The organism is Rhizobium sp. BE258, from assembly GCF_031457345.1.
GTDB lineage: Bacteria > Pseudomonadota > Alphaproteobacteria > Rhizobiales > Rhizobiaceae > Rhizobium.
The window spans coordinates 385,380-408,417 of record NZ_JAVDWL010000001.1; the positions used below are offsets into that span (position 1 = coordinate 385,380).

The following is a 23,038-nucleotide window of genomic DNA, read 5'->3' on the forward strand; positions in this document are numbered from 1 at the left end:
ACGGATAATCGCAAACCACGTGACTACCCCTCTTCGCGCTCAGCGCGCAAACACCTCAAACGATGACTTGCGCGTTATGTCAACGCATCTTTGCGCATTCCCGAACGTAAACACACGAAAAAATGCGTTGGCCGGCATGAAATGGCACCAATTGCTAATTCTATCATTGGTGGAGTCATACTGCTCTGAGTCAGAGGGCAGCGGCTTCTCGCTCCTGGACGAAAATGACACTCTTCAGTGAAATGCGGCGCCGGAGGCTGGAGAAAGTCTGCCTTTCGCAAACGGCAATGTATTGAAATCTTATGAGTTCCGTCGTGTCCGGAGCACAATCGCGATCCACATTAACGTAGTTAGGCACCTGTCTGCGAATCGGCGATCAGCTCACACGCCATGCGGCAATACGCCAAGGAAAAATACATGGCTTTAGCCTGAACCCTTGCAGTGCTGTTTGGTTCAAGAGTATATAGCCGCGGATCTTGAGATCATGGCTTGGCTATCCGCTCCCGCCGTTCGCGAAACATCCTAGAGATGATTGTTATGGTGTGGAAAATTGCCCTTTCATGAGAGATGAAACTTTCTCCTGATACGAGGTCCCGGGGGACATCGCGTAATTACTAGGTGCCGGAGGCGCTGTGCTGAGAGCAGCAGCCATCGGGCCGCATTGACAGAAACGTGACATGGCAGAGAGCAAGATTTGTGTAATCGGTTTGGGGTATGTCGGGCTGCCACTGGCAGTGGAATTCGGCAAACAGCGACAGGTTATTGGCTTCGACATAAACGAAGCAAGAATCCAGGAATTGCGCGACGGCAAGGACTCCACGCTGGAAGTGACCGAGGAAGGTTTGCGGGAGGCCTCCCAGCTTATATTTGCTAGCGACGTGGATGCACTGAAAGATTGCGATATCTTCATCGTGACCGTACCGACGCCGGTTGATAAGACCAACCGTCCAAACCTCACCCCGCTGATCAGCGCAAGCATGATGGTCGGCTCGGTAATGCGACCGGGCGCTATCGTGATTTATGAGTCGACGGTATATCCGGGGTGCACAGAGGAAATCTGTGTTCCAGCGCTTGAGAAAGCGTCGGGCCTTACATTCAACAAGGACTTCTTTTGCGGGTACAGCCCGGAACGAATCAACCCTGGGGACAAGGTCAATACACTTACGACTATCAAGAAGATCACCAGCGGCAGTACTCCTGATGTAGCCACGGCGGTTGACCTTTTGTATCGATCCATCGTGACTGCAGGGACCTGGAAGGCGACCAGCCTGAAAGTTGCCGAGGCTGCGAAAGTAATCGAGAACAGCCAGCGCGACCTGAACATTGCGTTTGTAAACGAATTGTCCATCATCTTCGCTCGACTAGGCATTGACACGCTCGAAGTCCTGGAGGCCGCGGGCAGCAAGTGGAACTTCCTGCCGTTCCGTCCAGGCATGGTTGGCGGGCACTGCATCGGTGTTGATCCCTACTACCTCACGCACAAGGCTGAGGAAGTCGGCTATAACCCGCAGGTAATCCTGGCCGGACGACGTATCAACGATAACATGGCGCGTTACTCGGCTCGAAACGTGATCCGTCTTATGCTGAAGAACGGCATCGATGTTCCGCGGAGTACTATCGGTGTCATGGGTGTGACATTCAAGGAAAACTGCCCCGATATCCGTAACAGCAAGATTATTGACCTTGTCCGCGAACTGAATGAATGGGGCGCGAAGGTCGTTGTTGAAGACCCCTGGGCCGATCCCGGAGAAGTCGAACGGGAATACGGCATCAATCTCGCTGCGATATCGCCGGATAATCCGGTGGATTCGATCGTGGTTGCAGTGGGTCACCACGAATATCGCGCGAAATCAGCGGCTGATCTGCGCGCATTGTGCCGGGGCGATAAGCCGGTACTCGCCGACCTCAAATCCCTATTCGACCGTCACAAGGCCGCAGATGAGGGCTTTACCCTCTTCAGGCTCTAGTCTCTTTCTATAAAGGCAACTTAGGTGAACAAAATACAGCGGATAACGGGCCGGAAAATTAGGGTAGCGGTGGTTGGATGCGGTCGCATCGCCAAAAACCATTTCGGCTCAATCGAACAGCATTCTGAGGCGATAGAACTCGTTTCGGTCTGCGACATCGATCCGGAGGTGCTTGCCGCCCACGCTCAGCAATATGCAGTGCCTGGCTATGGTGACCTGGGTGAAATGCTGAAAGAGGTAACGCCCGACGTGGTCGCGCTTTGCACGCCAAGCGGCATACATGCCGATCAGGCAGTGCTGGCGGCCAGGCATGGCGCACATGTGATGACCGAAAAGCCGATGGCGACCCGGTGGTCAGACGGTGTCCGAATGGTCCGAGCCACCGATGAAGCCGGGGTTCATCTTTTTGTCGTCAAGCAAAACCGCCGGAATTCGACGTTGCAACTGCTTAAACGGGCGGTTGAAGAAAAGCGTTTTGGCAAGATCCACATGGTGCAGATCAACGTTTTTTGGGCTCGCCCGCAATCGTACTACGACCAAGCGAAATGGCGTGGCACATGGGAGCTCGACGGTGGCGCCTTCATGAACCAGGCAAGCCATTACGTCGATCTCCTCGACTGGCTCATCGGACCTGTCGAGAAGGTCCAGTGCATGACCAGCACGTATCGCGACATCGAAGTTGAAGACACCGGCGTGATGAACATCCGCTGGAGAAATGGTGCGCTAGGCTCGATGAGCGTGACGATGCTCGCCTATCCCAACAATATTGAAGGCAGCATCACGATCCTCGGAGAGAACGGGGCCGTCCGGATCGGCGGCGTCGCGGTCAACAAAATTGAGATGTGGCAATTTGCCGAACCCAAAGATTACGACACGGATATCGAAACCGCTAGCTACCAGACGACATCGGTGTACGGCTTCGGTCACCCGCTTTACTACAAGAATGTCGTGGATGTGTTGAAGCATGGCCACGAACCCGACACAGACGGCCGTGAGGGTCTGAAGTCGCTGGAACTGCTCATTGCAGCATACCGGTCGGCCCGGGACGGAAAGACGGTCTCGCTGCCGTTGGAACTCTGAAATGTCTATCACTATTCATCCGACCGCGATTGTTGATGAAGGGGCCGAAATCGGCGAGGGCAGCCGTATTTGGCATTGGGCGCATGTTTGCGGTGGTGCCAAGATTGGCGCGGGCGTATCCTTGGGCCAGAATGTTTTTGTGGGAAATAAAGTCACCATTGGCGACAAGTGCAAGATCCAGAACAATGTCTCCGTCTATGACAATGTCACGCTAGAGGAAGGCGTGTTCTGCGGCCCAAGCATGGTCTTCACGAATGTCTTTAATCCGCGCGCGCTCATCGAGCGCAAAAGCGAGTATCGGGAAACACGGGTCCGCCTTGGCGCCTCGCTCGGTGCCAATTGCACTATCGTCTGCGGTGTAACAGTCGGCGAATTCGCGTTTGTGGGCGCTGGAGCAGTGGTAAATCGCGATGTTCCAGACTACGCGCTGATGGTGGGAGTGCCGGCCAGGCAAATCGGCTGGATGAGCCAGTTTGGCGAGCGCCTCGACTTGCCGCTGACCGGTAATTCGCAAACAGTCTGTGAACATACCGGCCAAAGGTACGAGCTACGTGATGGCCGCTGCGTAGCTGTCAATTGAGTTGTCCTTCGAAGGTGAACAATGGAATTTATCGACCTCAGAAGCCAGTATAAACGCCTGAAGCCTCAGATGGATCTGGCAATCCAGCGGGTATTGGAGCATGGGCAGTTTATATTAGGGCCGGAGGTCGGTGAGCTTGAGGAGAAGCTTTGTGCCTTCACAGGCGCGCGCTACTGCATCAGCGTGGCGAATGGCACCGATGCCTTGCAAATTGCCCTGATGGCCTTGGGTGTCGGACCAGGTGATGAGATCATCACACCGGGCTTCACGTATATAGCGACTGCGGAGACTGCCGCGCTTCTTGGCGCCAAGCCTATTTATGTTGATGTCAAGGAAAACGACTTCAACCTAGATCCCGCTTTGCTCGAGGCGGCCATTACACCGAGAACACGCGCCATCATTCCGGTCAGCCTGTATGGTCAATGCGCTGATTTCGACGCAATCAACGCTATCGCGGAACGCCATGGCATTCCGGTAATCGAGGATGCCGCGCAGAGCTTCGGAGCGACCTACAAGCAGCGAAAAAGTTGCAATTTGTCCACTATTGGCTGCGCAAGCTTTTTCCCGAGCAAGCCTCTGGGCTGCTATGGCGACGGTGGTGCCATTTTTACCAATGATGAAGCACTGGCAACCGTGATGCGCCAGATTTCCCGCCATGGGCAGGACCGGCGCTACCATCACATACGCGTAGGTGTGAACAGCCGCCTCGACACACTTCAAGCCGCGATCCTTCTCCAGAAGCTTACTGTGTTCGAAGAGGAGATGGAGAAACGGCAGGAAGTTGCAGCACGCTATGGCGAGCTTCTCGCCGATGCGCACGTCAAGACTATCCCCTACATCGCGCCGCATAGCGTCAGTGCTTGGGCGCAGTACACGATCCGCGTCGCGGACCGGGCGCGTGCACAAGAAGTCCTGAAGGCTGCGGGAATTCCGACCGCTGTGCATTATCCGGCGCCGCTCAACAAGCAGCCCGCCGTAGCAAATCCCGATGCCTACCTACCGATCGGCGATCTTGTGGCAACCGAAGTCCTTAGCATTCCAATGAGTCCATATATAACGGCAGACGAACAGGCACGCGTTGCTGCCGCCCTCAGGACTGTTTAAACAAGTCTACCGTCGCCCGTGGCCCTTCGCTGCAGGCGAAGGACCAACATTTCGGAGATTTCGTTGAACAGGCCGCAAGTCATCATACTCGGAGCAGGGAAGCCGTATTCGGGGGCGTATCCTTCGGCTCTGGTACAGGCGCCAGGAAGCTCGCGTCGGGTTCTCGACTGGGTCATGGAGGCTTTCTCTGCGGTCAGGGATTCAGAGTTTCATTTCGTCGGCGGCTATCGGCTGCAGGACATCGTAGCTAAGTATCCCAACATCTATTTCTCGGTGAACCCCGATTGGAAGACCAATTCCGCGGCCGGCTCCCTGTTAGCCGCGCCTCTGGGAACCGGGCGTGACACCTATATCTGTTACTCGGACACGGTCTTCTCCCCCGAGATCGTAAATGACCTGGCCAACAGCGCGGCCAGCATAACGCTTTGCATCGATAGGCGCTGGCGCGAGAGGTATGATGGCCGTTCCCCCCAAGATATCGCCAGTGCCGAAAAGGTTCGCCTCCGAGGTGGCCAGGTCGCGCTCGGCCGTGAAATCGATGCGGCGGATGCCGACGGCGAGCTGATTGGGGTCTTAAAGTTTTCAGGCGATGCGATCGCCGCGGTCAAGGCGCTGGCTGCGAAGGAAGATCCAGAACAGTTCGCGCGGCTTGACATGCCCGGCTTGATAAACCGGCTCGTCGCGGCGGGGCTCGACATCGAGGTCGTTGAAAATCGCGGACGCTGGGCCGAACTGAATGCGCCGCAGGACCTGGCGCATTTCGTTCTCGGGACCAAGGCTGAGACCCTTGAACGGCTGCGCCCCCTGGTCAGAACAAGCATCATCGGTGAGCAGGTCTGCTTTACGGCTGGAGACTGGCAGGCAGGCAGGCAGGCTGTTCTTGATGCCGTGCGGGGGAAATTCGGCCGTATGGCCGTCATCGTCCGCAGCAGCGCCCATTCCGAGGATGGCTGGGTCACGTCGAATGCAGGGAGCTACGAGAGTATCCTGAACGTTCCCGCGGGCGACGCCGACAAGATTGCCGAAGCCGTCGAGCGCGTCATCGCAAGTTATGGAACGTCGTTGTCGACGGACCAGGTTCTGGTGCAGGAAATGCTGCACGACGTCGTGCTGAGCGGCGTGGCTTTCACACGCACGCTCACCCATCGGGCTCCCTACTGCGTGCTGAACTATGACGATAGCAGCTCCAGAACTGACAGCGTAACCGGTGGCGGGCTTCACGGTCTCAGAACCCTCTTCGTCCGCCGAAGCCGGCTCGGTTCGGCGGAGCGCCTCGATCCGCGCATTGCCAAGGTCATCAGCGCCATCTCGGAGCTTGAAGACCTCGTTGGGCATACGTCGCTGGACATCGAATTCGCGATGGACTCAAACCACGTTGTTCACATCCTGCAACTCCGGCCGTTGGCCGTCCGCCACAAGGCGAGCCATGCGGCCGATGAGGCGATCGACCTTGCCCTAGACGAGGCTGCGCGCTGGTTCGACAGCGCCAGCTCACGCGGTAGCAGACTGGTTGGCACCAAGCCGATCTTCGGCGTGATGACGGACTGGAACCCCGCGGAAATTGTCGGCACGAAGCCGCGCAATCTCGCGCTGTCCATCTATCGCCAATTGATCACCGACGACACCTGGGCGCGGCAACGCGCCGAATATGGGTACAGGGATGTTCGCCCCTGCCCTCTCATCGTCAGCTTTGCGGGACACCCCTATGTCGATATCCGTGCAAGCTTCAACTCTTTCATACCGGCGACGCTGAGCGAGTCCCTGGCCGGACGACTGGTCGATCACTATCTGGAGCGGCTTACACAGCACCCTGAACTGCATGACAAGGTGGAGTTCGACATCGCGTTCACCTGCCTGACTTTCGACTTCGAGACCATGGCGGCAGAACGGCTTGGCCCCAACGGCTTTTCAGCGAGCGACATCGCCACCTTGAAGCGCGCCCTGCTGGACATAACCAGTGAGGGGATCACACGCGTCGAGAGTGACTATGCGACGCTCGATATTCTCCAAGATCGCTATGATGCCTTGGTAGCGCGGGAGATGGCCCCGCTGGACCGTGCTTTCGAATTGCTGGAGGACTGCCGCCGCTTCGGTACTCTCGCTTTCGCCCATTTAGCAAGAAGCGCCTTTGTGGCGATGGCTCTGCTTCGTTCGCTTGAGCGGATTGGAATCACGACATCTCAGGACACAAGCCTCTTCCTGGCGTCACTGGAAACCGTCACCGGCATGTTTGAGAAGGACGGCGGAAATGTTCACGCGGGCCAGCTGTCCTTTGAGGCCTTCGTCGCCCGGTACGGACATCTAAGGCCGGGTACCTACGAAATCACCTCCGATGCCTACGCGGACGACCCGGAGCGCTACCTGAAGCCGATGGTCAAGGCGCGCAGCACGCAAAGCGTCAGCTATTCCTGGTCCCCAGCCGTTCGCACGCAGATCGGGGAACAGCTCCAGGCACTTGGGCTTGACACCAGTGTTGACGCTTTCGAACACTTCATCCGCCGGGCTATCGCCGGCCGCGAATATGCTAAATTCCTCTTTAGCCGCAACCTGAGCGCAGCACTAACGGCCATCGGCCAGATGGGCGGTCTCGACCGCGAGGCACTGTCTCACATCGATGTGAGCGACCTCAACAAACTGCGTGTTGGTGCGCACCCTGCGAATGCCACAGCGTGGCTTTCAGCGCGAGCAGAGGAAGGCGCCGGCGAGTATGAACTGCGTTGTGCCATCGAACTTCCACCGCTCGTGACCAGCATCGACGATTTTGATGCCTTTGAAAGGCCTTCGAGCGTGCCCAACTTTGTCGGGCAAACCAAGCTCCTGGCCGAGATCGTTGTGATGGCCGATGGTGAAGCCGGCACGACGGTACCGCTCACCGGCAAGATTGTGGTCATTCCACGCGCCGATCCTGGATATGATTGGCTATTTGCGCACGGCATCGGCGGTCTTGTCACCCAATATGGGGGCGCGAATTCGCACATGGCGATTCGATCGGCAGAACTTGGCCTGCCCGCCGCAATCGGCGTTGGAGAATCCTGCTTTGAGCAACTTTCCACCGCGCGCATGATTTTGCTCGACTGCGCGGCGCGGAAACTAGAGGTTCATACCTGAATCATGAAACGTATCGGCCTAACGCAGCGTGCGCATTCCATATCCGGCATCTCGGAGCGGCGCGACATGCTCGACCAACGCTGGACCGGGCTGATCGAGCGCTTGGGCGGGTGTCCGTTACCGCTGGCAAACACGGTTCAGAATCCCGAGATGTATCTTGAGGCGCTGGGCATCGACGGACTGGTTATGACGGGCGGCAACGACATCGCAACCCTTGCCGATGCGACGGACGGCGCCTCTGAACGCGACAAGTTCGAAGCTGCTGCCTACGCTTATTGCACAGAAAAGGGGATTCCGGTGCTCGGGGTCTGCCGTGGCGCACAGATGATCAACCAGCTCTCCGGCGGACGGATGGAGCGAATGCCAAACCATGTAGCACAGCGCCATGCCATTATCTGGAGCGACGTATTGCCGTCCTCGTGGCACTGCCCCCCTGCCGTTAACAGCTACCATGGCTGGGCGATCCCTGCGGACGGGCTTGCCCCTCGCTTGACCGCAGCGGCCTGGGCGAGCGACCGTTCGGTCGAGGCGTTCTACAGCACAGACGCCGCCGTAACCGGCATCATCTGGCATCCCGAGCGCGAGGATGCTTTGTCGAGCGAAGCCTTGGCCTTCCTGGCGCGGGCACTCGGCCTCGACGATAATCAGTTCAACGCGGAAAGACCGGAATGACCCAGCAGGTTTCGGGTGCAACGCCCACTCTTTCGAAGATCAAAAAGTTCGTTCGGCATTCGATGATTGTGGCAGCGTCGCTTCTGCACCAGTCTGGCATTTTCCTGATCGTTTCGGCGCGGAAACTAGTCCGTCTCACTGAGAGGCACACGATCGACCAGACCTCGGACCGGTTCATCATTGACCTGCCGACACTGCACAAGAAGGTTCGGCACGAGTTGGACCTGCAACGGCGCGAATATAACAGCTATTCGTATTTCCACGGTTATCCCTACCAGTCGCTAGGCATCCTTCAGATTTTCGGCGAACGGGGAACCGAGGAACGATTCGATGCCTACGAGCTCGCGGCCTTGATCAAGACGAGTGACCACGTCCTCGACATCGGTTGCAATTGCGGCTTTATGACACTTTATTCCGCTTTCAGGACGGGATGCAGCGCCGACGGAATCGACATCAATCCCTATATGATCCGTATCGGACAATATTGTAGCGAATACCTGCAGCTGAACGACCGCGTAAAACTCATTGCCCAGTCATTCCTCGATTACAGACCGGAACGGCTTTATTCGGTTGTCCTGTCGTTTGCGACCCATTGGACCGACGACAAGAATTATCGCGTGCAGCTGCAGGACCATCTGCTGCGAATCCACGCGATGATGGAGAGCGGAGGGCTTTTGGTCTTCGAGACTCACTCGGCCGATGTCGGCAATCCTGAGTTCTATTCGGCACTAGAAGAAATGCGCGGGCATTTCTCGTGGGATAGCTGCCGCTCGATGGCACGAGGAACACGCGAACTGTACTTGATGCGGCAACTCCCGCGACCGCCGCTTGAAGGCCAGATTGTAGACGCTGCAATTTCCGGAGTGATAGGAGACGACCATTGAAAGCTCTCGTTCTCGCGGCGGGTCAAGGTACGCGGTTGCGCCCTTTGACGGATGACCGGCCAAAATGCATGGTCGAGCTCGCTGGCATACCGCTGCTGAAGCGGCAGGCCACGACGCTACGCCGCCTCGGCATCAGCGACATAACCGTGGTTGCCGGTTACCGCGCAGACCAAATCGCCGCAGCCGGCTTTGCCACTTGCCTGAATCCGCGCTTCGCATCCACGAACATGGTTTCAACGCTCTTTTGCGCGGAACACCTGATGGACGAGAATCAGGACCTACTGATTTGCTATGGCGATATAGTCTACGAAACCCGCGTTCTCGCTGCACTGATGAAGGTGAATGCAGCGGCCACGGTTGCCATCGATAGCCAATGGCGACGGTATTGGGAGCTTCGGCTCGATGATCCGTTGAGCGACGCAGAGACCTTAAAGCTGGGCCCTGAAGGGCGGCTGGTTGAGCTGGGCAAAAAACCGAAAAGCTATGCGGACATTGAAGGTCAGTATATCGGCCTGATCAAGATCCGCGCGGATCAGGTGCGAGACCTGAAGCAGCTCTACAAAGCGATGGATCGGTCGGCGACCTACGACGGCAAAGATTTCGACAACATGTACATGACCAGCTTCATCCAGTATCAGATCGACCAGGGGTGGGACGTGCAGGTCTCGCCGGCGGACAACGGCTGGCTGGAAGTGGACAGTGTGACCGATCTGGAACTTTATCATCACATGGCGGCAAATGGGACGCTCAAGTCATTCTACGACATTCAGGAAACTCAGGCATGACAAATCTCCGGCCATCACCGGATACTACATGTGCGATATGTGGAAAGGCGGGATCTGTCCGCATCGTCGACACTTACAAGTCGATCTGGCATGACTGCGCCGAATGCGGCTGCTACTCACGTACTCAGAAAAACCACTATCCACACGAGGCTACTGCCCGTGTACTGCGCAGCATGCTGGGTGGAGTGCCAAAGCTCGGCGGCTTCCTGAAATCGTTGGCTCGCAAGGAACAGGGTGTCGATTTTTACCGCTACTATTCCGACCAGCTGACCTCACCAGATCGTGGGCCATGGGAAGGTCAATCCGACATGGTGACGGCAGAATTGCGCAGGGAAGGCTTGCTAGATGGCTGGCAGGGCAAACGCGTTCTCGAAATCAGCGGAGAGCCTGGCTACTTTGCGTTTGACCTAATGCAAGCTGGGGCAGATGTCTTGGTGTCGGCATTCGCCGATGACGTAGCGCGCGCGATGACCGACCATCTAAAGCTCAAGACTTTTACCTATGATTTCAATGCCGACGACATCACGTCCAAGGTCGAGACCCACGGAGGGGTCGAGCCCTACGATTTCATTTTTATCCGCTTTTCGATCGGGTTCTGCCTCGACGTGCCGACGCTGATGCGTAAGCTTTCGCCGCTCTTGAAGGACGGCGGCCTTCTTTATATCTCGTTCAGCCCGGCCTCGCGCGCGGTGCTGCTACGGTGGATGTTCGATGATTACACTTATCTACGCCAGTACACTGAGGAGCACCTTAACACATTCGCGACGAAAGCAGGGATGGCACTGCAGGCCCGCTTCGATGAGGGCTTCTTTCACTGGGATCAAGGACCGTTCAGCTTGCACTGGTCGCTAAGACCTGTCGCGCGCACATATTTCAAGGACTCGTCTTACTTCAGCGAGGCGAGCGAAGACGACAAAGTGCAACGCCGCGTTGCTCTGGTCTATGTAAAGGCATGATGAATTCCCGGGCCGAGATAGAGGAGACGAGCCGCGTCCAGGCACTGGTTGACCGGATCATTGACGTTGGCCAACCTATGCAGCGGGAGACGGACAGCGTTACTAACCTCGCTGCTTCCTCACTTTTCAATCTGGAGGCTTTGCTGACCCAGCAGGTCGAGCCCGCTTTGGAGCAATTGTCGAACGCACAGCTCGATAGGCTTCGACGAAAGATCGAGATAGCACGCAAACTCTATGCACGTTATGAAAGCGATCTTTCACGGCCTGCAACAACGGAGCCTCTCTCTGCCGCGGGCATCAACCAACTTTGCGCTATTATGCTGCTCGCAGCCTTGCGTCATCACGATGCGAGGTTCCTCAACTCGGCGCTTAAACTGATCGACGGCCTCATTGCGCCTGCCGGCGTACAGGTATCATCGGAACTGGTCTTGATCGCCGAGGCGACACTGGACGCCTTGGTCCCCTTGGAACGACACCAGTTATGAAGACAATACCTCTCGGCATCCTAGCGTTTCGCGGCGGCTGCCCGGTCACGGAAGCCTATCTTGCGACCTTGAAGAATCATGGGTTCCGCCCGTCCGTCATTTTGGCGATCGACTATGTTGGTGAAGGTGCGAGAGCGGCCAAACTTCAGCGCCTTCTCGGAACACGCCTCTCATCCATGCTTTTGAGGCACTGGCGAAACAGATCGGTACGCATTTCGAGCGAATTGAAGGAACGGCTTCAACGGGATTATCCTGTCAAGCTGCTGCCAGGGCGCGAACCCCGGTTTAAGAATTTTGCAGATCGTGTCGATTATCTGACCATCAAGGATTATGCCGATCCACGTTTGCGGGAGGCCATGCGCACTTGCGGCGCAGGCACCTTTCTATACTGCTCAGGCGGCCGGGTGCCTGCAGCGGTTTTTGAAGAGGGTTTCCGCATTCTGCACATCCATCCCGGAGTTGTCCCTCATGTGAAGGGATCGGATGGCCTGCTCTGGTCCATGCTGGCGCGCGAGAAACCGGGCGCAAGCTGTTTCTATATGGATGCAGGCATCGATACCGGCAATCTGATTGCGACGGCCGAGTATGCGATGCCTCGTTGGCCTGGCTTGAATGCAGCACCAGACGTGCTCTATGAGGCTCTGATCCACTGCTACGATCCACATCTCAGAGCCTCGCTGCTTGTCGATGTCCTGAAGGGACCAGGCCGAAATGGCGACGGCGACTTGGCCAGTCTCCCGGCAAGCACACAGGTGCATGGCGGCGGACACTACTACACCATGCACAGGCTGCTGCGCGACCGCGCGCTGTCCCGGTTGTGCCGCTGACGCCCGGAAGGCTGCTATGACCAAGTTCTCTATTGTCAGCGGATGGATCGCGCGCTTCAGAAAGTCCACGCTCTTGCAGCGGATAGGCGCTCTGATGACGGGTACCGTCATTGCCCAGGCCATCCAGCTTTTCAACTTGGTAATCCTCGCCAAGCTCTATCCGCTTTCGGATGTTGGTACCTACAGCATGTTTTTCGCCATTGCCAGCACGCTCGCGCCTGCCGCAATGTTGGGTTACGAGATGCTGATACCAGCCGTCCCCGACGACGAAATTAGGCCCTACCTGAAGGCAATAGGGTTGCTTCCGCTGCCAATGGCGCTTCTCGCCGCTGCGGCAGCGTTCCTGGCGGGATACGGTCACTGGGCGGCAATTGCATCGTGGATCAGTGGAGCGGCCATCCAGCGCCTAGGCGAGATGTATAACGTGCGACGCAACCGATTTCGCCATGTTGCCTCTGCACGGTTGCTTCAGGCGCTCCTGATGAGCGGCGTACTGGCAGGCTTCATTCTGAGCCAGCGGAGAGACATTGATGAAATGATCGCCGTGCAGGCGAGCCTGGTATTCGTACTCGGCGTCTCATATGCGGCGTTCAGCCTGCCATTGAGCGAACTTGCCGAAAGCTGCAGTTGGGCCGCCATGGCCAAAACATTGCGAAATGCGGCAAACGCGCCACTTTTCCTGCTGCCGTCGAACTTCCTCAACCTGATCGCCTACAACGTACCGGTTGTCGTCATCGGTAAATGGTTCGGCGCCGATCTTGCCGCACAATATGCCTATGTTCTTCGTTTCGGCTTTGGGCCAGTTAGCCTGATTGGCGGAACGCTATACCAAGTCTTTTATGGCTTGCTGACGGAAGCCGTCCGTAGCCAGAATGAAGCGTTGTTCAATCAGTTCGCCCGCGCACGCCGGATGATCTTCTTCGCAGCCGTCTCGGCGACACTGGGCATAGCACTCAGCTATCCGATCGGCTTCCGGCTCCTTCTGGGGCCGCAGTGGATGACAGCTGGCTGGATCTCGTTGATCTTCGCACCCTTTTTCGGAGCGATGATCTATCTCACGCCACTTTCCGTGGCGCTTAACACGTTCAATCGACAATATTTCGAGCTGAAGACACAGCTGCACTATCTTATCATATCCGCACTGTCGTTCGGCATCGCTATTGCATTGCACAATTCGTGGATCGGCTTCATGCTATTTTCATGGCTGGGCTGCCTGCGCTATGCTCTGCTACTCAAGGACATCAATGCAATTCTGATCGAGAGCGAGGTGATAGCCGATGGCAATCGGAAAGCTCCTTAGATACGCGTTGGGCGGACAAGGACTTCGCCAAGCCGTCGCGCTGATACGTCATCGTTTGGGTCGGACATACGACGTTGTCTTTGCCGCCGGTAGCCAAGTTGACCTTCAATGGGTGATTCCGGCCTATGCAGCGGCGCGGGCGCGCGGCCTCGCCTGTGCCCTCGCTGGCCCGGACCTCGTCACGTCTCAAGCGGGTGAATATATCAACGTCCCTGCACGCCTATTCAGGTTCCTGCGGACACGCGCCATCGTGACCGCAACAAGCGGACTAAAGGCGGAGCATATGCCGAGGCAGGCCACTCACCGTATCGCGATACCGCATTCGCTGGTGAGCCTGCATATGGTCTACCCGGCCGGTACGTTCGATCCCTACACGGATATTTTCTGCTGTGGCACGCATCACGTCGCGGAAGTTGAGGCGATGAACCAACTTGCCGGCAGAAGGGATCGACGCCCTATCCTCATCGGATATGGGAAGGCAGAACGACTGCTAGAAACCCGCCCTGGTCACGGCGTTTCCAACGACGGCAGAAAACATGTCCTCATCGGACCTTCATGGGGCAAGGGAAATATCATCGAGACCATGGGCGAGCCGCTGATCGCGCGGCTTATTGCGGAAGGCTATCGAGTGACGCTACGCCCGCATCCCTCGTTTTTCATCGCCGGGGATGCGCTGCTCGCCCCTCTGGTCGAGCGATGGCAAGGACATGAGGCCTTTACCCTGGAGAACTCCGTTGAGGAAAGCCGGGCAATTTGGACGGCGGACATGATGATTGCGGATTATTCCGGCTTCGCCATGGAGTTCGCCTTCATTCGGGAGCGGCCGGTGCTTTACATCGATGTTGCGTCAAAGGTCCTGAATCCTGACTGGAAAGCCGTCGGGACCGTTCCAATCGAACTCGCCATTCGTGACCGCATCGGGATCGTCGTTGGCGCTCAGATAGATTTGGTCATTGATGGATTGAGAAATCTCTCTCAACGCGATACGGAATGGCCCGGCAGAATCCGCGACGAGCGCGAGGCAGCCTGGGCGAATTTCGGCCATTTCGGGGATACCTGCGCCGCCGAACTTTCGAGAATGCTCGCCAAATCGGCTTAAACACTGAAATAACCTCGGATTCTGTACACCATGCAATATCAGATTTGTACTCGATGCATTATGGATACGAGCGATCCCGACATATCCTTTGATGCGGAAGGTGTGTGCAACCATTGTCGAGGGTTCGACAACAATATCCGGCTTAACTGGCATCCGGACGTCAACGGCCGGCAGAAACTTGACGAGATTGTTGCTACGATCAAGCGCCAGGGCGAAGGCAAGGCCTACGATTGCGCTATCGGTTTGAGCGGCGGCGTCGACAGCTCCTATCTAGCCTATGTCGCCCGGAAGGAATTGGGCCTGCGTCTTCTTGCCGTCCATGTCGATGGCGGCTGGAACTCGGAATTGGCGACCAAGAATATCGAGAATATCGTCCGCAAGCTTGATATCGACCTTCATACCTACGTCGTGGATTGGGAGGAGATGCGTGACTTGCAGCGCTCCTTCCTGCGTGCGGGTCTTGCCAATCAGGATGTCCCCCAAGACCATGCCTTTTTCGCTTCGCTTTATAGCAATGCGCAGGCCTACGGGCTGAGATATGTTCTCAGCGGCGGCAACATCGCCACAGAGTCAATCATGCCCGAAGAGTGGGCTTACAACGCGATGGACTTGAGGCATCTCGAGGCAGTGCATCGCCGCTTTGGCTCGATCAAGCTCAGCACGTTTCCGCGTGTTAGCTTCTTGCGTTACTACTTCTGGAATAGATATGTGAAGCGGATGCGCGTGATACGCCCGCTGAACTACATGCCCTATGTGAAGAACGATGCGATCACACTTTTGGAACGCGAGCTCGGCTTCCGTTACTACGGCGGCAAGCATTTTGAATCACGATTTACGAAATGGCAGCAGCTTTATTACCGGCCCCGGAAATTCGGCTATGACGAGCGGCGCTCTTACCTTTCCAGCATGATCCTATCTGGCCAAATGCAGCGCGACGAAGCGAAACAGGCTTTGGCCGACGATGTCGAGAACGAGCGCCAAGCTGAGGAGGAGACGGATTTTATCTTGAAAAAGCTGTCGATCAGCAAAGAGGAATTCAAGCAAATCATGGACTCGCCTCCGCGGACTTTCCGTGATTATCCTTCAAACTACATGCTCTTCAATTTCAAGACAGCGCTTCGGGAATGGTTGCGGTCCAAGGGAATGATAGTGCACCCGAACTCCTGATGCTTCAGGTCTCTTTCTGGGCGGAATGATATGATCGTGATCGTCGACTACGATGTCGGAAATCTGGCATCCGTTTGCAACATGTTGCGCAAGGCCGGGGCCGATGCAGTCATTTCACGAGACAAAAATGAAATTCTCATGGCGGACAAACTCATCCTGCCGGGGGTCGGACACTTCGACCATGGAATGAAGATGTTGCAGGGGTCCGGTTTGCGCGGCGCACTCGACGAGTTTGCCCTAGAGCTGCGCAAGCCTGTCCTCGGTATCTGCCTTGGCGCGCAGATGCTTGGTAAAAACAGCGCCGAAGGTGACCAACCAGGCCTCGGCTGGATAGACATGGAATGCCGGCGCTTTCCCGATGCTGAGGGCTTCAGAGTGCCGCATATGGGATGGGCCGAGATCCAACCCAAACATTCGTCAATGCTCTTCGACAACGCCCTAGCCGACGCGCGCTACTACTTTGTCCACGGTTACTACATGGCTTGCAACGACCCGCGCAATGTCCTTGCAACCTGCAATTATGGTATCGAATTCACGTGTTCGGTCCAGCGCGACAATATTTTCGGCGTGCAGTTCCATCCGGAAAAATCACTACGGCATGGCCTTGCCCTGATGCGGGCTTTCAATGAGTACAAATGCAATGACTAGAACCCGCGTCATTCCAGTTCTGTTGTTGCGCGGCCAAGGTCTCGTCAAGACGGTGAAATTCAAGGCCCCGAAATATGTCGGCGATCCCATCAACGCGGTGCGTATCTTCAATGAGAAGGAGGTCGATGAGCTCGTTTTCCTCGACATTGCAGCGACGCCAGAAAACCGAGAGCCGCCCTTCGATCTGTTGCGGGACATTGCCAGCGAAGCCTTCATGCCGATGGCCTATGGCGGCGGCCTGACAAATATCGAACAAATCCGCCGCGTCATCGGGCTCGGCTTTGAAAAGGTGATTATCAATAGCGCCGTCTATGGAAATCTCGAACTGATCCGCCAAGCAGCCTCAATTTACGGTTCGCAGGCGGTTGTATGCAGTATTGATGTCCGCAAGACGTGGATCGGGAGTTATGAGCTTGTCTCGCGGTCAGCAAGGAAGCGGGAACCGGTCAGTCTGCGCGACCACCTTGGCGCCGTTGAGAAAGCCGGAGCCGGCGAAATTCTTGTGAACGCTGTGGATCGCGATGGGACGATGTCCGGCTATGACCTCAAACTTATTCGCGCGGTCAGCGACGCGGTCTCCATACCGGTCATTGCCTGCGGTGGTGCCAGAAATATTGACGATTTTGTCGAAGCCGTTTCGGTTGGATCCGCTTCCGCAGTCGCCGCAGGAAGCATGTTTGTATTTTATGGCCGGCATCGGGCCGTCCTGATTAACTATCCCGAAAGGGCTCAATTGAGCAGCAGGTTGCCCTGATATGTGTGGAATCGCAGGCCTTATTGCAAACGCGGGAACTCAGCCGTTTCCGGACCTTATCCAGCAGATGACAGATGCCGTGGCCCATCGCGGACCTGACGGCCAGGGGATTTGGTCGCAGGGCAGCGTGGCCCTCGGACATCGACGCCTGTCAATTATCGATCTGTCCGAGCTCGGCAAGCAGCCGATGGCGGACGAGCAGACCGGCTGCGTCGTCACCTACAACGGCGAAATCTACAACTATATCGAATTACGCAACGAACTCATTGCGCTCGGCCGGCACTTCCGCTCCGGCTCCGACACTGAAGTCCTGTTGAGCGCTTATGAACAATGGGGGTCAGATTGCGTCCGCAAGTTCAACGGAATGTGGGCGTTCGCTATTTTCGATCCAAGGCGCAACATTGTCTTCTGTTCGCGCGACCGTTTTGGCGTCAAACCGTTTTATTATGCCGATACGGCTGCAGGTTTCGGCTTTGGATCAGAAATACGCCAGTTGCTGCCGTTGTTTCGCGAAATCAAGGCGAACGCGCGTGTCGCCATGAACTTCCTCGTGTCGCGTGTGGCGGAAGACATCGAAGGTTCTTTCTTCGCAGGCGTCAACAAGCTGCCCGGCGGGCATAACCTGATCTATCGCATCGATAGCCGCTCCTACACCGTTGAGCGTTTTTATGAGCTTACCTCCAATGCCGACGTCCTGCGCCTTGATGGGCGGCAGGCGCTTGAAGGCTTCGACTCGCTTTTTAAGGATGCCATCAGGCTGCGGCTAAGGTCCGATGTGAAGGTTGGCACATGCCTCAGCGGAGGTATGGACAGCTCCAGCATCGCAGCAATTGCCGGCGAGATGTATCGGACAGACAGCGACGGGCAGGCGTTCTCCGCCATCACTGCAATCAGCGAGGATCCGCTGACCGACGAGTCCGGCTTTGCCAAGCAGGTCGTAGACCGCGCTGGCCTGAACTGGATCACCGTCCGTCCCGATTACAATGACTTCGATAGTGCGATTGACGCTGTCGTGCGCACCCAGGAAGAGCCCTTCGCCAGTACATCGATCTTCATGCAGTATTTCGTCATGCAAGAGGCGCGCAGGGCCGGCATCACGGTGCTGCTGGATGGGCAGGGCGGGGATGAGATACTGCTGGGCTATGAGCGTTACTTCGCCGACCACTTCGCAGGGTCGCTGCTTTCGGCACGGTTCGGTAATGCGATAGGCGTTCTAGGCGGCCTTGGCCGCAACGGGCGGCCAGGCGCTCTCAAGGCACTTTTGTGGAACCTTGCTTATTTTCACGCGCCGGGGCTCAGACGCGCGGGCATCAGTATCCCAAGCAGCCTCTTTTCTGAGCAGGCCTTGGCTGCACAGAGCGTGGACCGGACGGGCGCTGATGGCACTGATCTTTTCGCTCTGCAGAAAAGAGAGATCGGGAAAACGAACCTGCCAGTTCTGCTCCGCTACGAAGATAAAAACTCGATGGCCCACGCTATCGAGACCCGGCTTCCGTTCCTCGATTACCGGTTGGTGGAATTTTCAACCTCGCTTGCAACCGAGTTGAAGTTGACTGATGGCTGGGGAAAACACCTTCTTCGCAAGGCTATGGAAACGCGGCTGCCCGCCGAGATTGTCTGGCGCAAGCATAAGTTCGGATTTGAATCGCCAGAAAGTCGCTGGATGCGCAGTCACGCCTCCGCGATAGACAGCACTCTTGCGTCTTCGGACTTGATAAGATACCTCTGCGCCCGCGATGCTCTCAAGAGAGAGGAGCTCGCGAAAATCAATCAAGGATTGCGCTGGCGGCTATACTCCCTGGCGAAATGGGCGGAGACTTTCGGCGTCGGTGGGCTGTCGTTCGACTGACAGATCAGATGCCTGAAGGCGACGTTTCAACGAGTGGAGAGGCCGATGGAGCAAGAAAAAGACCGTTTGAGCTTTTGCTGGAAGCTTTTTACTCTGGCGGTCCTGCTAATCATTGGCGTTGCGTCCAAACTTCTCCCGGGGTCAGGCGTCCACGCGCGGCTCGATGCCAGTGAAGGCACCAAAAGCGCCGCCTTCGAGGTGTCCCGGCAGTTTCGCTACGGCGAAATATCCGAACCACAGCTTGCAAAGTTGAAATGGGCCTTGCGTCAGTTGCCCGGAGATGAGCTGCAGCACCGGTACGGAGATCATCCAAGTATTCGGACCGTTGTGCTTGGCGAAATCATGCGCGCCGCCGACGCACAATTGATGGTTGCGAATTCCACTTTGGCAAAGCTTGATAAGATGGACTCCGCTGCAGTCAAAGCCAGCGCGGAAAAGTACAAGGCGGATATCGAAGAGCGAAAAAACAAGCTCCGCTCACTGATCAAGTATTGGCCCGTCATCACCAATGTGGTGCGCGAGCCGGCGCCGTGGGGCAACTTCATGTTGGTAAGCTATGAGATGAATTTGCCAGAGGGCATGAAGCTGAGCTTCTTGCCGTGCGCGCTGGAATATGGTGACGATTTCGAACCCAAGCGAGGCAAATTCGAATTTGACTGTCTTTTCATGCCGGTAAGGAACGGAAATTATCAAATTCGTCTTCCCGACCCGATTGGCTCAGATCTCGCGGATGTCAAACTCGATATCTCTGCCGACTATAGCCGAGCTACTGTTGAAGAGCGAAGCGACACCTTCGCTTTGATCGACAAGGTTCAACCGCTAATTCCAGAAACGGAAACGCTCGTCCAAGCCTATAGCCGAATGAAATCGATACTCGACGACAAGGCATATTTCTAGACGCAACCAGCCATATGCAGCAAGACAACGAAGGCAATCTTCAGTTTCTGCGCACTATGGACTTTAGTTGCGAATTTTAGAAACGCATGTGGCTGCATAAAACGCGAAAACGTCAGGCCGCTGCCAACACCAACTCACCGACCGGAGACCGAGGCAGTGTACAACATTTCACAGACTTGGATGCAATCGAAAAAGGGAGACCTTTTTCTGATCGTTGGTTTCCTTGTGTTTCGGCTCTTCCTGGACATTTCCTACGAGAAATTTCTTTATGTCATTTACTATTTCGACACGCCCATCAACTTCCTCTACGATGTTGATCTAACGCGCTACCTTTGCTCGCTGCTTATGTTCGTGTTGTTCACCACGGTCTTAAGCTCACGGCCACGGGATGTCAGCAATGTCTTTCTCGTCATGGCGACGTTCTTCCTCATCGGCCCCCTGACAAGCGAGTTCGGACTGAATGCCGCACGACCGATCGAACCGGTCATATATACAATGAGCGCGCTTTTGCTTGTGGACCTCGTTTCGAGGATGCCAATTCCTGATTTCATTTCGCGGATTCCCGTTCCGAAGGGTCCGCTGCTCGCTGTCGCGATTTCGGCAGTGGCTGTACTCTACCTCTTTGCCTGGGCCTATTTTTCGGGTGCTCTCGCCTATTTCAATCTTGACGTCCGCAAGATTTATACCTTCAGGGATAACGTTGCCGCGTTGCTGGACGTGGGCGCGCTGTCCTACCTAAATCTCTGGGTCTACAAAGTCTTCACGATCTTCCTGATCTGCGTTTGCCTGCTAAACCGGAAATTCGTCTGGCTGGGTCTCCTGCTCATTGCACAGTTCTTCTTCTTCGGGCTGACAAGCCATCGAATCGTTCTCTTCCTACCCTTCCTGGCCATAGCTGTCTGGTTCTATCTTGAACGCTTTGAGCATTTGACACCGATGCCCTACGCGGCGGCAGTCGGGATTCTTGTAGCACTCCTTCTTTTTGAGGTTCGCGACATCGAAAGCGTTGCCGAAATTGCCATCCGGCGCGCCTTTTTTGTGCCCTCGGGCATGACCTTTCAGTGGTTCGACTTCTTCACCTTCCACCCGCATGTCTACTGGGCTGACAAGGTACTAGCGTCGTTCTCCAGTGGTGAATATGTCGGGGTCAACATTCCGCGATTGCTTGGCGGATACTTCGTTCCGGGAGCAGACAGCGCTTCGAATATGGGCCTCGTTCCTGCTGGCTACGCTCAGGCAGGTATTTGGGGTGTCTTGCTTTATTCGGTAATTCTCGGCCTCGTGCTCAGCGTCTTGAACACCATCGTCCGTTCAGGTGCCCCGCTTTGGTTCGTGTCAGCGATGACTATCGGACCGTTGCGAACCGCCCTTGCCGACAGCGATCTGTTCACAACATTATTGAGTCACGGCCTTGGAATGGCCGTTATCTTGCTCTGGTTGTACCGCACGCGTTTCGTCGCTCCGGGAGTATCGAAGCAAATAGTTCCGGCTGGAAATCGGGAACAGGAATGATGCGAGTTCTGACGTGCCTGAAGCGTTACCTTGGCAGGGGACTTGAGTCGGTCGGCTTTGGTATGAAGTCCAAGATATCAAGCTATATGTTCCTGACGATCAGCTCCGCCATTGCACAGGGCTTTCTTCTGCTGATTTCGCCTGTGATTACGCGCCTCTACGGGCCGCAGGAAGTGGGTGCATTTGCGGTTATCCTCGGCTTTGGCGCGCTTGTCGGGTCAGTTGGAACGGGTCGTCTCGAACATGCGATCCCTATCGCACATGGGCCGATTGAGGCGATCCGCATCGCATTCCTTGGTGGTGTTCTCGTGACTGCCACGTCGTTGATCGTCCTCGTTGGGATCAACGTCATGCCAATGTCGATGTTGCCGGGCAGTGGTTCGTGGAAGGACTTGCCTTTTCTTGCTGTGCCCGTAATCGCAATCAGCTTTGCATTTTCGCAGTTGATCAACGCCCTCCTGCTACGCCAACGCGCCATAAGGAGCGTCGGCAAGAATAAGATTCTGCAGGGTATCGTTTCGGGATGCGGGCAGTTGGCCTTTGGGCTGGCGCATCATAGCGCCGCCGGCATGATCTGGGCACAGGCCATTGGCTACATGGTGGGCGCCATGAGTGGCCTGCGGCGGCTAAGCCTTCGCGGCGGCATGGTGCTCTGGCGAAGGGGTCCGCAACTCAAGGCGACTTTCCTTGATTACAAGCGATTTCCCTTGACGCTGGCGCCAGCCGCGCTCTTCAATCTCGCTGCCCAGCAGGTACCGGTTCTGGCTTTGAGCTACATGTACGGTCTTTATGAGGCCGGGCTTTTCGCGCTCATTATGCGTGCCTGCGGCGGCCCACTTGGTATGCTCGGGCAGGCTGTGGCCCAAGTCTACGCATCCGAGTTCCGAACCTTTCGTGACAAGCCCGAGGGTGCACTCGCCCGCGAATATCTGATGATGCTGTTTCGGCTTTCTATCGTGGGCGTATTTGCGGTAGGCTTCCTTGTCATCGTGATGAATGCCTGGGGCACAACCATCTTCGGCGCGCGCTGGGATAACATCGGCATCGTATCAACGCTTCTGTCATTGATGCTCTTTTCCGATTTCGTGACGACGCCAGTCTCGATGACACTAAGCTATCTCGGGCGCACACATGTGCAGTTGATCTGGGATGCGGCGCGATTGATTACATTGCTCATAGCGACGGCGCTGACTTATTGGCTTTCGCTGCGGTTTGGGCAGTTCATGGTTGTACTTGCAGCCGTTTGGTCCTTTAGTCTATTGATCCACGCTGTTCTGACCTGGCAGGCCTGCCGGACTTCAGGGCCTAAGAGCCAGTCGGGTGATGTCGCCTACTCGGCCGATGGTCTCAAGGATTTGCGATAA

Annotated in this window: 20 protein-coding genes; all 20 read left to right on the forward strand. The window is 56.2% G+C overall.

Annotated elements, in window-relative coordinates:
* Positions 1 to 677 precede the first annotated feature (677 nt).
* Positions 678 to 1,967, forward strand: coding sequence for a nucleotide sugar dehydrogenase (locus tag J2X43_RS01910; protein WP_310290467.1), 1,290 nt, complete (start codon positions 678 to 680; stop codon positions 1,965 to 1,967).
* Between the two features lie 24 nt (positions 1,968 to 1,991).
* A complete protein-coding gene (locus J2X43_RS01915; protein ID WP_310290468.1) occupies positions 1,992 to 3,047 on the forward strand; it encodes a Gfo/Idh/MocA family oxidoreductase in 1,056 nt (351 codons plus the stop codon).
* 1 nt (position 3,048) lies between these two features.
* Positions 3,049 to 3,627, forward strand: a complete 579-nt coding sequence (locus J2X43_RS01920; RefSeq protein WP_310290471.1) for an acyltransferase — start codon at positions 3,049 to 3,051, stop codon at positions 3,625 to 3,627.
* A gap of 21 nt (positions 3,628 to 3,648) precedes the next feature.
* Positions 3,649 to 4,731: a DegT/DnrJ/EryC1/StrS family aminotransferase gene (locus J2X43_RS01925; RefSeq protein ID WP_310290473.1), complete on the forward strand. Its 1,083-nt coding sequence runs from the start codon at positions 3,649 to 3,651 to the stop codon at positions 4,729 to 4,731.
* A 174-nt stretch (positions 4,732 to 4,905) separates the two neighbouring features.
* Complete coding sequence (locus J2X43_RS01930; RefSeq protein WP_310290476.1) at positions 4,906 to 7,839, forward strand: PEP/pyruvate-binding domain-containing protein; 2,934 nt, start codon at positions 4,906 to 4,908, stop codon at positions 7,837 to 7,839.
* A gap of 3 nt (positions 7,840 to 7,842) precedes the next feature.
* On the forward strand, positions 7,843 to 8,511 hold the full coding sequence (locus J2X43_RS01935; protein WP_310290479.1) for a gamma-glutamyl-gamma-aminobutyrate hydrolase family protein: 669 nt from the start codon (positions 7,843 to 7,845) through the stop codon (positions 8,509 to 8,511).
* Positions 8,508 to 9,395, forward strand: a complete 888-nt coding sequence (locus J2X43_RS01940; RefSeq protein ID WP_310290481.1) for a methyltransferase domain-containing protein — start codon at positions 8,508 to 8,510, stop codon at positions 9,393 to 9,395. The genes J2X43_RS01935 and J2X43_RS01940 overlap by 4 nt, the downstream gene beginning before the upstream one ends.
* Positions 9,392 to 10,180 (forward strand): phosphocholine cytidylyltransferase family protein, encoded by a 789-nt coding sequence (locus J2X43_RS01945; protein WP_310290485.1) that lies wholly within the window; start codon positions 9,392 to 9,394, stop codon positions 10,178 to 10,180. The genes J2X43_RS01940 and J2X43_RS01945 overlap by 4 nt, the downstream gene beginning before the upstream one ends.
* Positions 10,177 to 11,136, forward strand: coding sequence for a methyltransferase domain-containing protein (locus J2X43_RS01950; protein ID WP_310290487.1), 960 nt, complete (start codon positions 10,177 to 10,179; stop codon positions 11,134 to 11,136). The genes J2X43_RS01945 and J2X43_RS01950 overlap by 4 nt, the downstream gene beginning before the upstream one ends.
* Positions 11,133 to 11,621 (forward strand): hypothetical protein, encoded by a 489-nt coding sequence (locus J2X43_RS01955; protein WP_310290490.1) that lies wholly within the window; start codon positions 11,133 to 11,135, stop codon positions 11,619 to 11,621. The genes J2X43_RS01950 and J2X43_RS01955 overlap by 4 nt, the downstream gene beginning before the upstream one ends.
* A 101-nt stretch (positions 11,622 to 11,722) precedes the next feature.
* Positions 11,723 to 12,448: a hypothetical protein gene (locus J2X43_RS01960; RefSeq protein WP_310290493.1), complete on the forward strand. Its 726-nt coding sequence runs from the start codon at positions 11,723 to 11,725 to the stop codon at positions 12,446 to 12,448.
* Positions 12,449 to 12,464: 16 nt separating this feature from the next.
* Entirely contained in the window at positions 12,465 to 13,748 is a 1,284-nt protein-coding gene (locus J2X43_RS01965) for a hypothetical protein (protein WP_310290496.1), read from the forward strand.
* Positions 13,726 to 14,847 (forward strand): hypothetical protein, encoded by a 1,122-nt coding sequence (locus tag J2X43_RS01970; RefSeq protein ID WP_310290499.1) that lies wholly within the window; start codon positions 13,726 to 13,728, stop codon positions 14,845 to 14,847. The genes J2X43_RS01965 and J2X43_RS01970 overlap by 23 nt, the downstream gene beginning before the upstream one ends.
* Positions 14,848 to 14,877: 30 nt before the next feature.
* Complete coding sequence (locus tag J2X43_RS01975) at positions 14,878 to 16,014, forward strand: N-acetyl sugar amidotransferase (RefSeq protein WP_310290502.1); 1,137 nt, start codon at positions 14,878 to 14,880, stop codon at positions 16,012 to 16,014.
* A gap of 30 nt (positions 16,015 to 16,044) precedes the next feature.
* Positions 16,045 to 16,662, forward strand: a complete 618-nt coding sequence (hisH, locus tag J2X43_RS01980) for an imidazole glycerol phosphate synthase subunit HisH (protein ID WP_310290504.1) — start codon at positions 16,045 to 16,047, stop codon at positions 16,660 to 16,662.
* On the forward strand, positions 16,655 to 17,416 hold the full coding sequence (locus tag J2X43_RS01985; protein WP_310290507.1) for an AglZ/HisF2 family acetamidino modification protein: 762 nt from the start codon (positions 16,655 to 16,657) through the stop codon (positions 17,414 to 17,416). The genes hisH and J2X43_RS01985 overlap by 8 nt, the downstream gene beginning before the upstream one ends.
* A 1-nt stretch (position 17,417) precedes the next feature.
* Positions 17,418 to 19,265, forward strand: a complete 1,848-nt coding sequence (asnB, locus tag J2X43_RS01990; protein ID WP_310290510.1) for an asparagine synthase (glutamine-hydrolyzing) — start codon at positions 17,418 to 17,420, stop codon at positions 19,263 to 19,265.
* Between the two features lie 45 nt (positions 19,266 to 19,310).
* Positions 19,311 to 20,162, forward strand: a complete 852-nt coding sequence (locus J2X43_RS01995; protein WP_310290513.1) for a hypothetical protein — start codon at positions 19,311 to 19,313, stop codon at positions 20,160 to 20,162.
* A gap of 156 nt (positions 20,163 to 20,318) precedes the next feature.
* Positions 20,319 to 21,674 carry a hypothetical protein gene (locus J2X43_RS02000; RefSeq protein WP_310290516.1) on the forward strand — a complete coding sequence of 452 codons (1,356 nt, stop codon included), beginning with the start codon at positions 20,319 to 20,321 and terminating at the stop codon, positions 21,672 to 21,674.
* Entirely contained in the window at positions 21,674 to 23,038 is a 1,365-nt protein-coding gene (locus J2X43_RS02005) for a lipopolysaccharide biosynthesis protein (RefSeq protein ID WP_310290519.1), read from the forward strand. The genes J2X43_RS02000 and J2X43_RS02005 overlap by 1 nt, the downstream gene beginning before the upstream one ends.

Coding starts and splice junctions, on each gene's coding strand:
- J2X43_RS01910 (WP_310290467.1), top strand. CDS start 678: ATGGCAGAGAGCAAGATTTGTGTAATCGGTTTGGGGTATGTCGGGCTG.
- J2X43_RS01920 (WP_310290471.1), top strand. CDS start 3,049: ATGTCTATCACTATTCATCCGACCGCGATTGTTGATGAAGGGGCCGAA.
- J2X43_RS01925 (WP_310290473.1), top strand. CDS start 3,649: ATGGAATTTATCGACCTCAGAAGCCAGTATAAACGCCTGAAGCCTCAG.
- J2X43_RS01930 (WP_310290476.1), top strand. CDS start 4,906: ATGGAGGCTTTCTCTGCGGTCAGGGATTCAGAGTTTCATTTCGTCGGC.
- J2X43_RS01935 (WP_310290479.1), top strand. CDS start 7,843: ATGAAACGTATCGGCCTAACGCAGCGTGCGCATTCCATATCCGGCATC.
- J2X43_RS01940 (WP_310290481.1), top strand. CDS start 8,508: ATGACCCAGCAGGTTTCGGGTGCAACGCCCACTCTTTCGAAGATCAAA.
- J2X43_RS01950 (WP_310290487.1), top strand. CDS start 10,177: ATGACAAATCTCCGGCCATCACCGGATACTACATGTGCGATATGTGGA.
- J2X43_RS01955 (WP_310290490.1), top strand. CDS start 11,133: ATGATGAATTCCCGGGCCGAGATAGAGGAGACGAGCCGCGTCCAGGCA.
- J2X43_RS01965 (WP_310290496.1), top strand. CDS start 12,465: ATGACCAAGTTCTCTATTGTCAGCGGATGGATCGCGCGCTTCAGAAAG.
- J2X43_RS01970 (WP_310290499.1), top strand. CDS start 13,726: ATGGCAATCGGAAAGCTCCTTAGATACGCGTTGGGCGGACAAGGACTT.
- J2X43_RS01975 (WP_310290502.1), top strand. CDS start 14,878: ATGCAATATCAGATTTGTACTCGATGCATTATGGATACGAGCGATCCC.
- hisH (WP_310290504.1), top strand. CDS start 16,045: ATGATCGTGATCGTCGACTACGATGTCGGAAATCTGGCATCCGTTTGC.
- J2X43_RS01985 (WP_310290507.1), top strand. CDS start 16,655: ATGACTAGAACCCGCGTCATTCCAGTTCTGTTGTTGCGCGGCCAAGGT.
- asnB (WP_310290510.1), top strand. CDS start 17,418: ATGTGTGGAATCGCAGGCCTTATTGCAAACGCGGGAACTCAGCCGTTT.
- J2X43_RS01995 (WP_310290513.1), top strand. CDS start 19,311: ATGGAGCAAGAAAAAGACCGTTTGAGCTTTTGCTGGAAGCTTTTTACT.
- J2X43_RS02005 (WP_310290519.1), top strand. CDS start 21,674: ATGCGAGTTCTGACGTGCCTGAAGCGTTACCTTGGCAGGGGACTTGAG.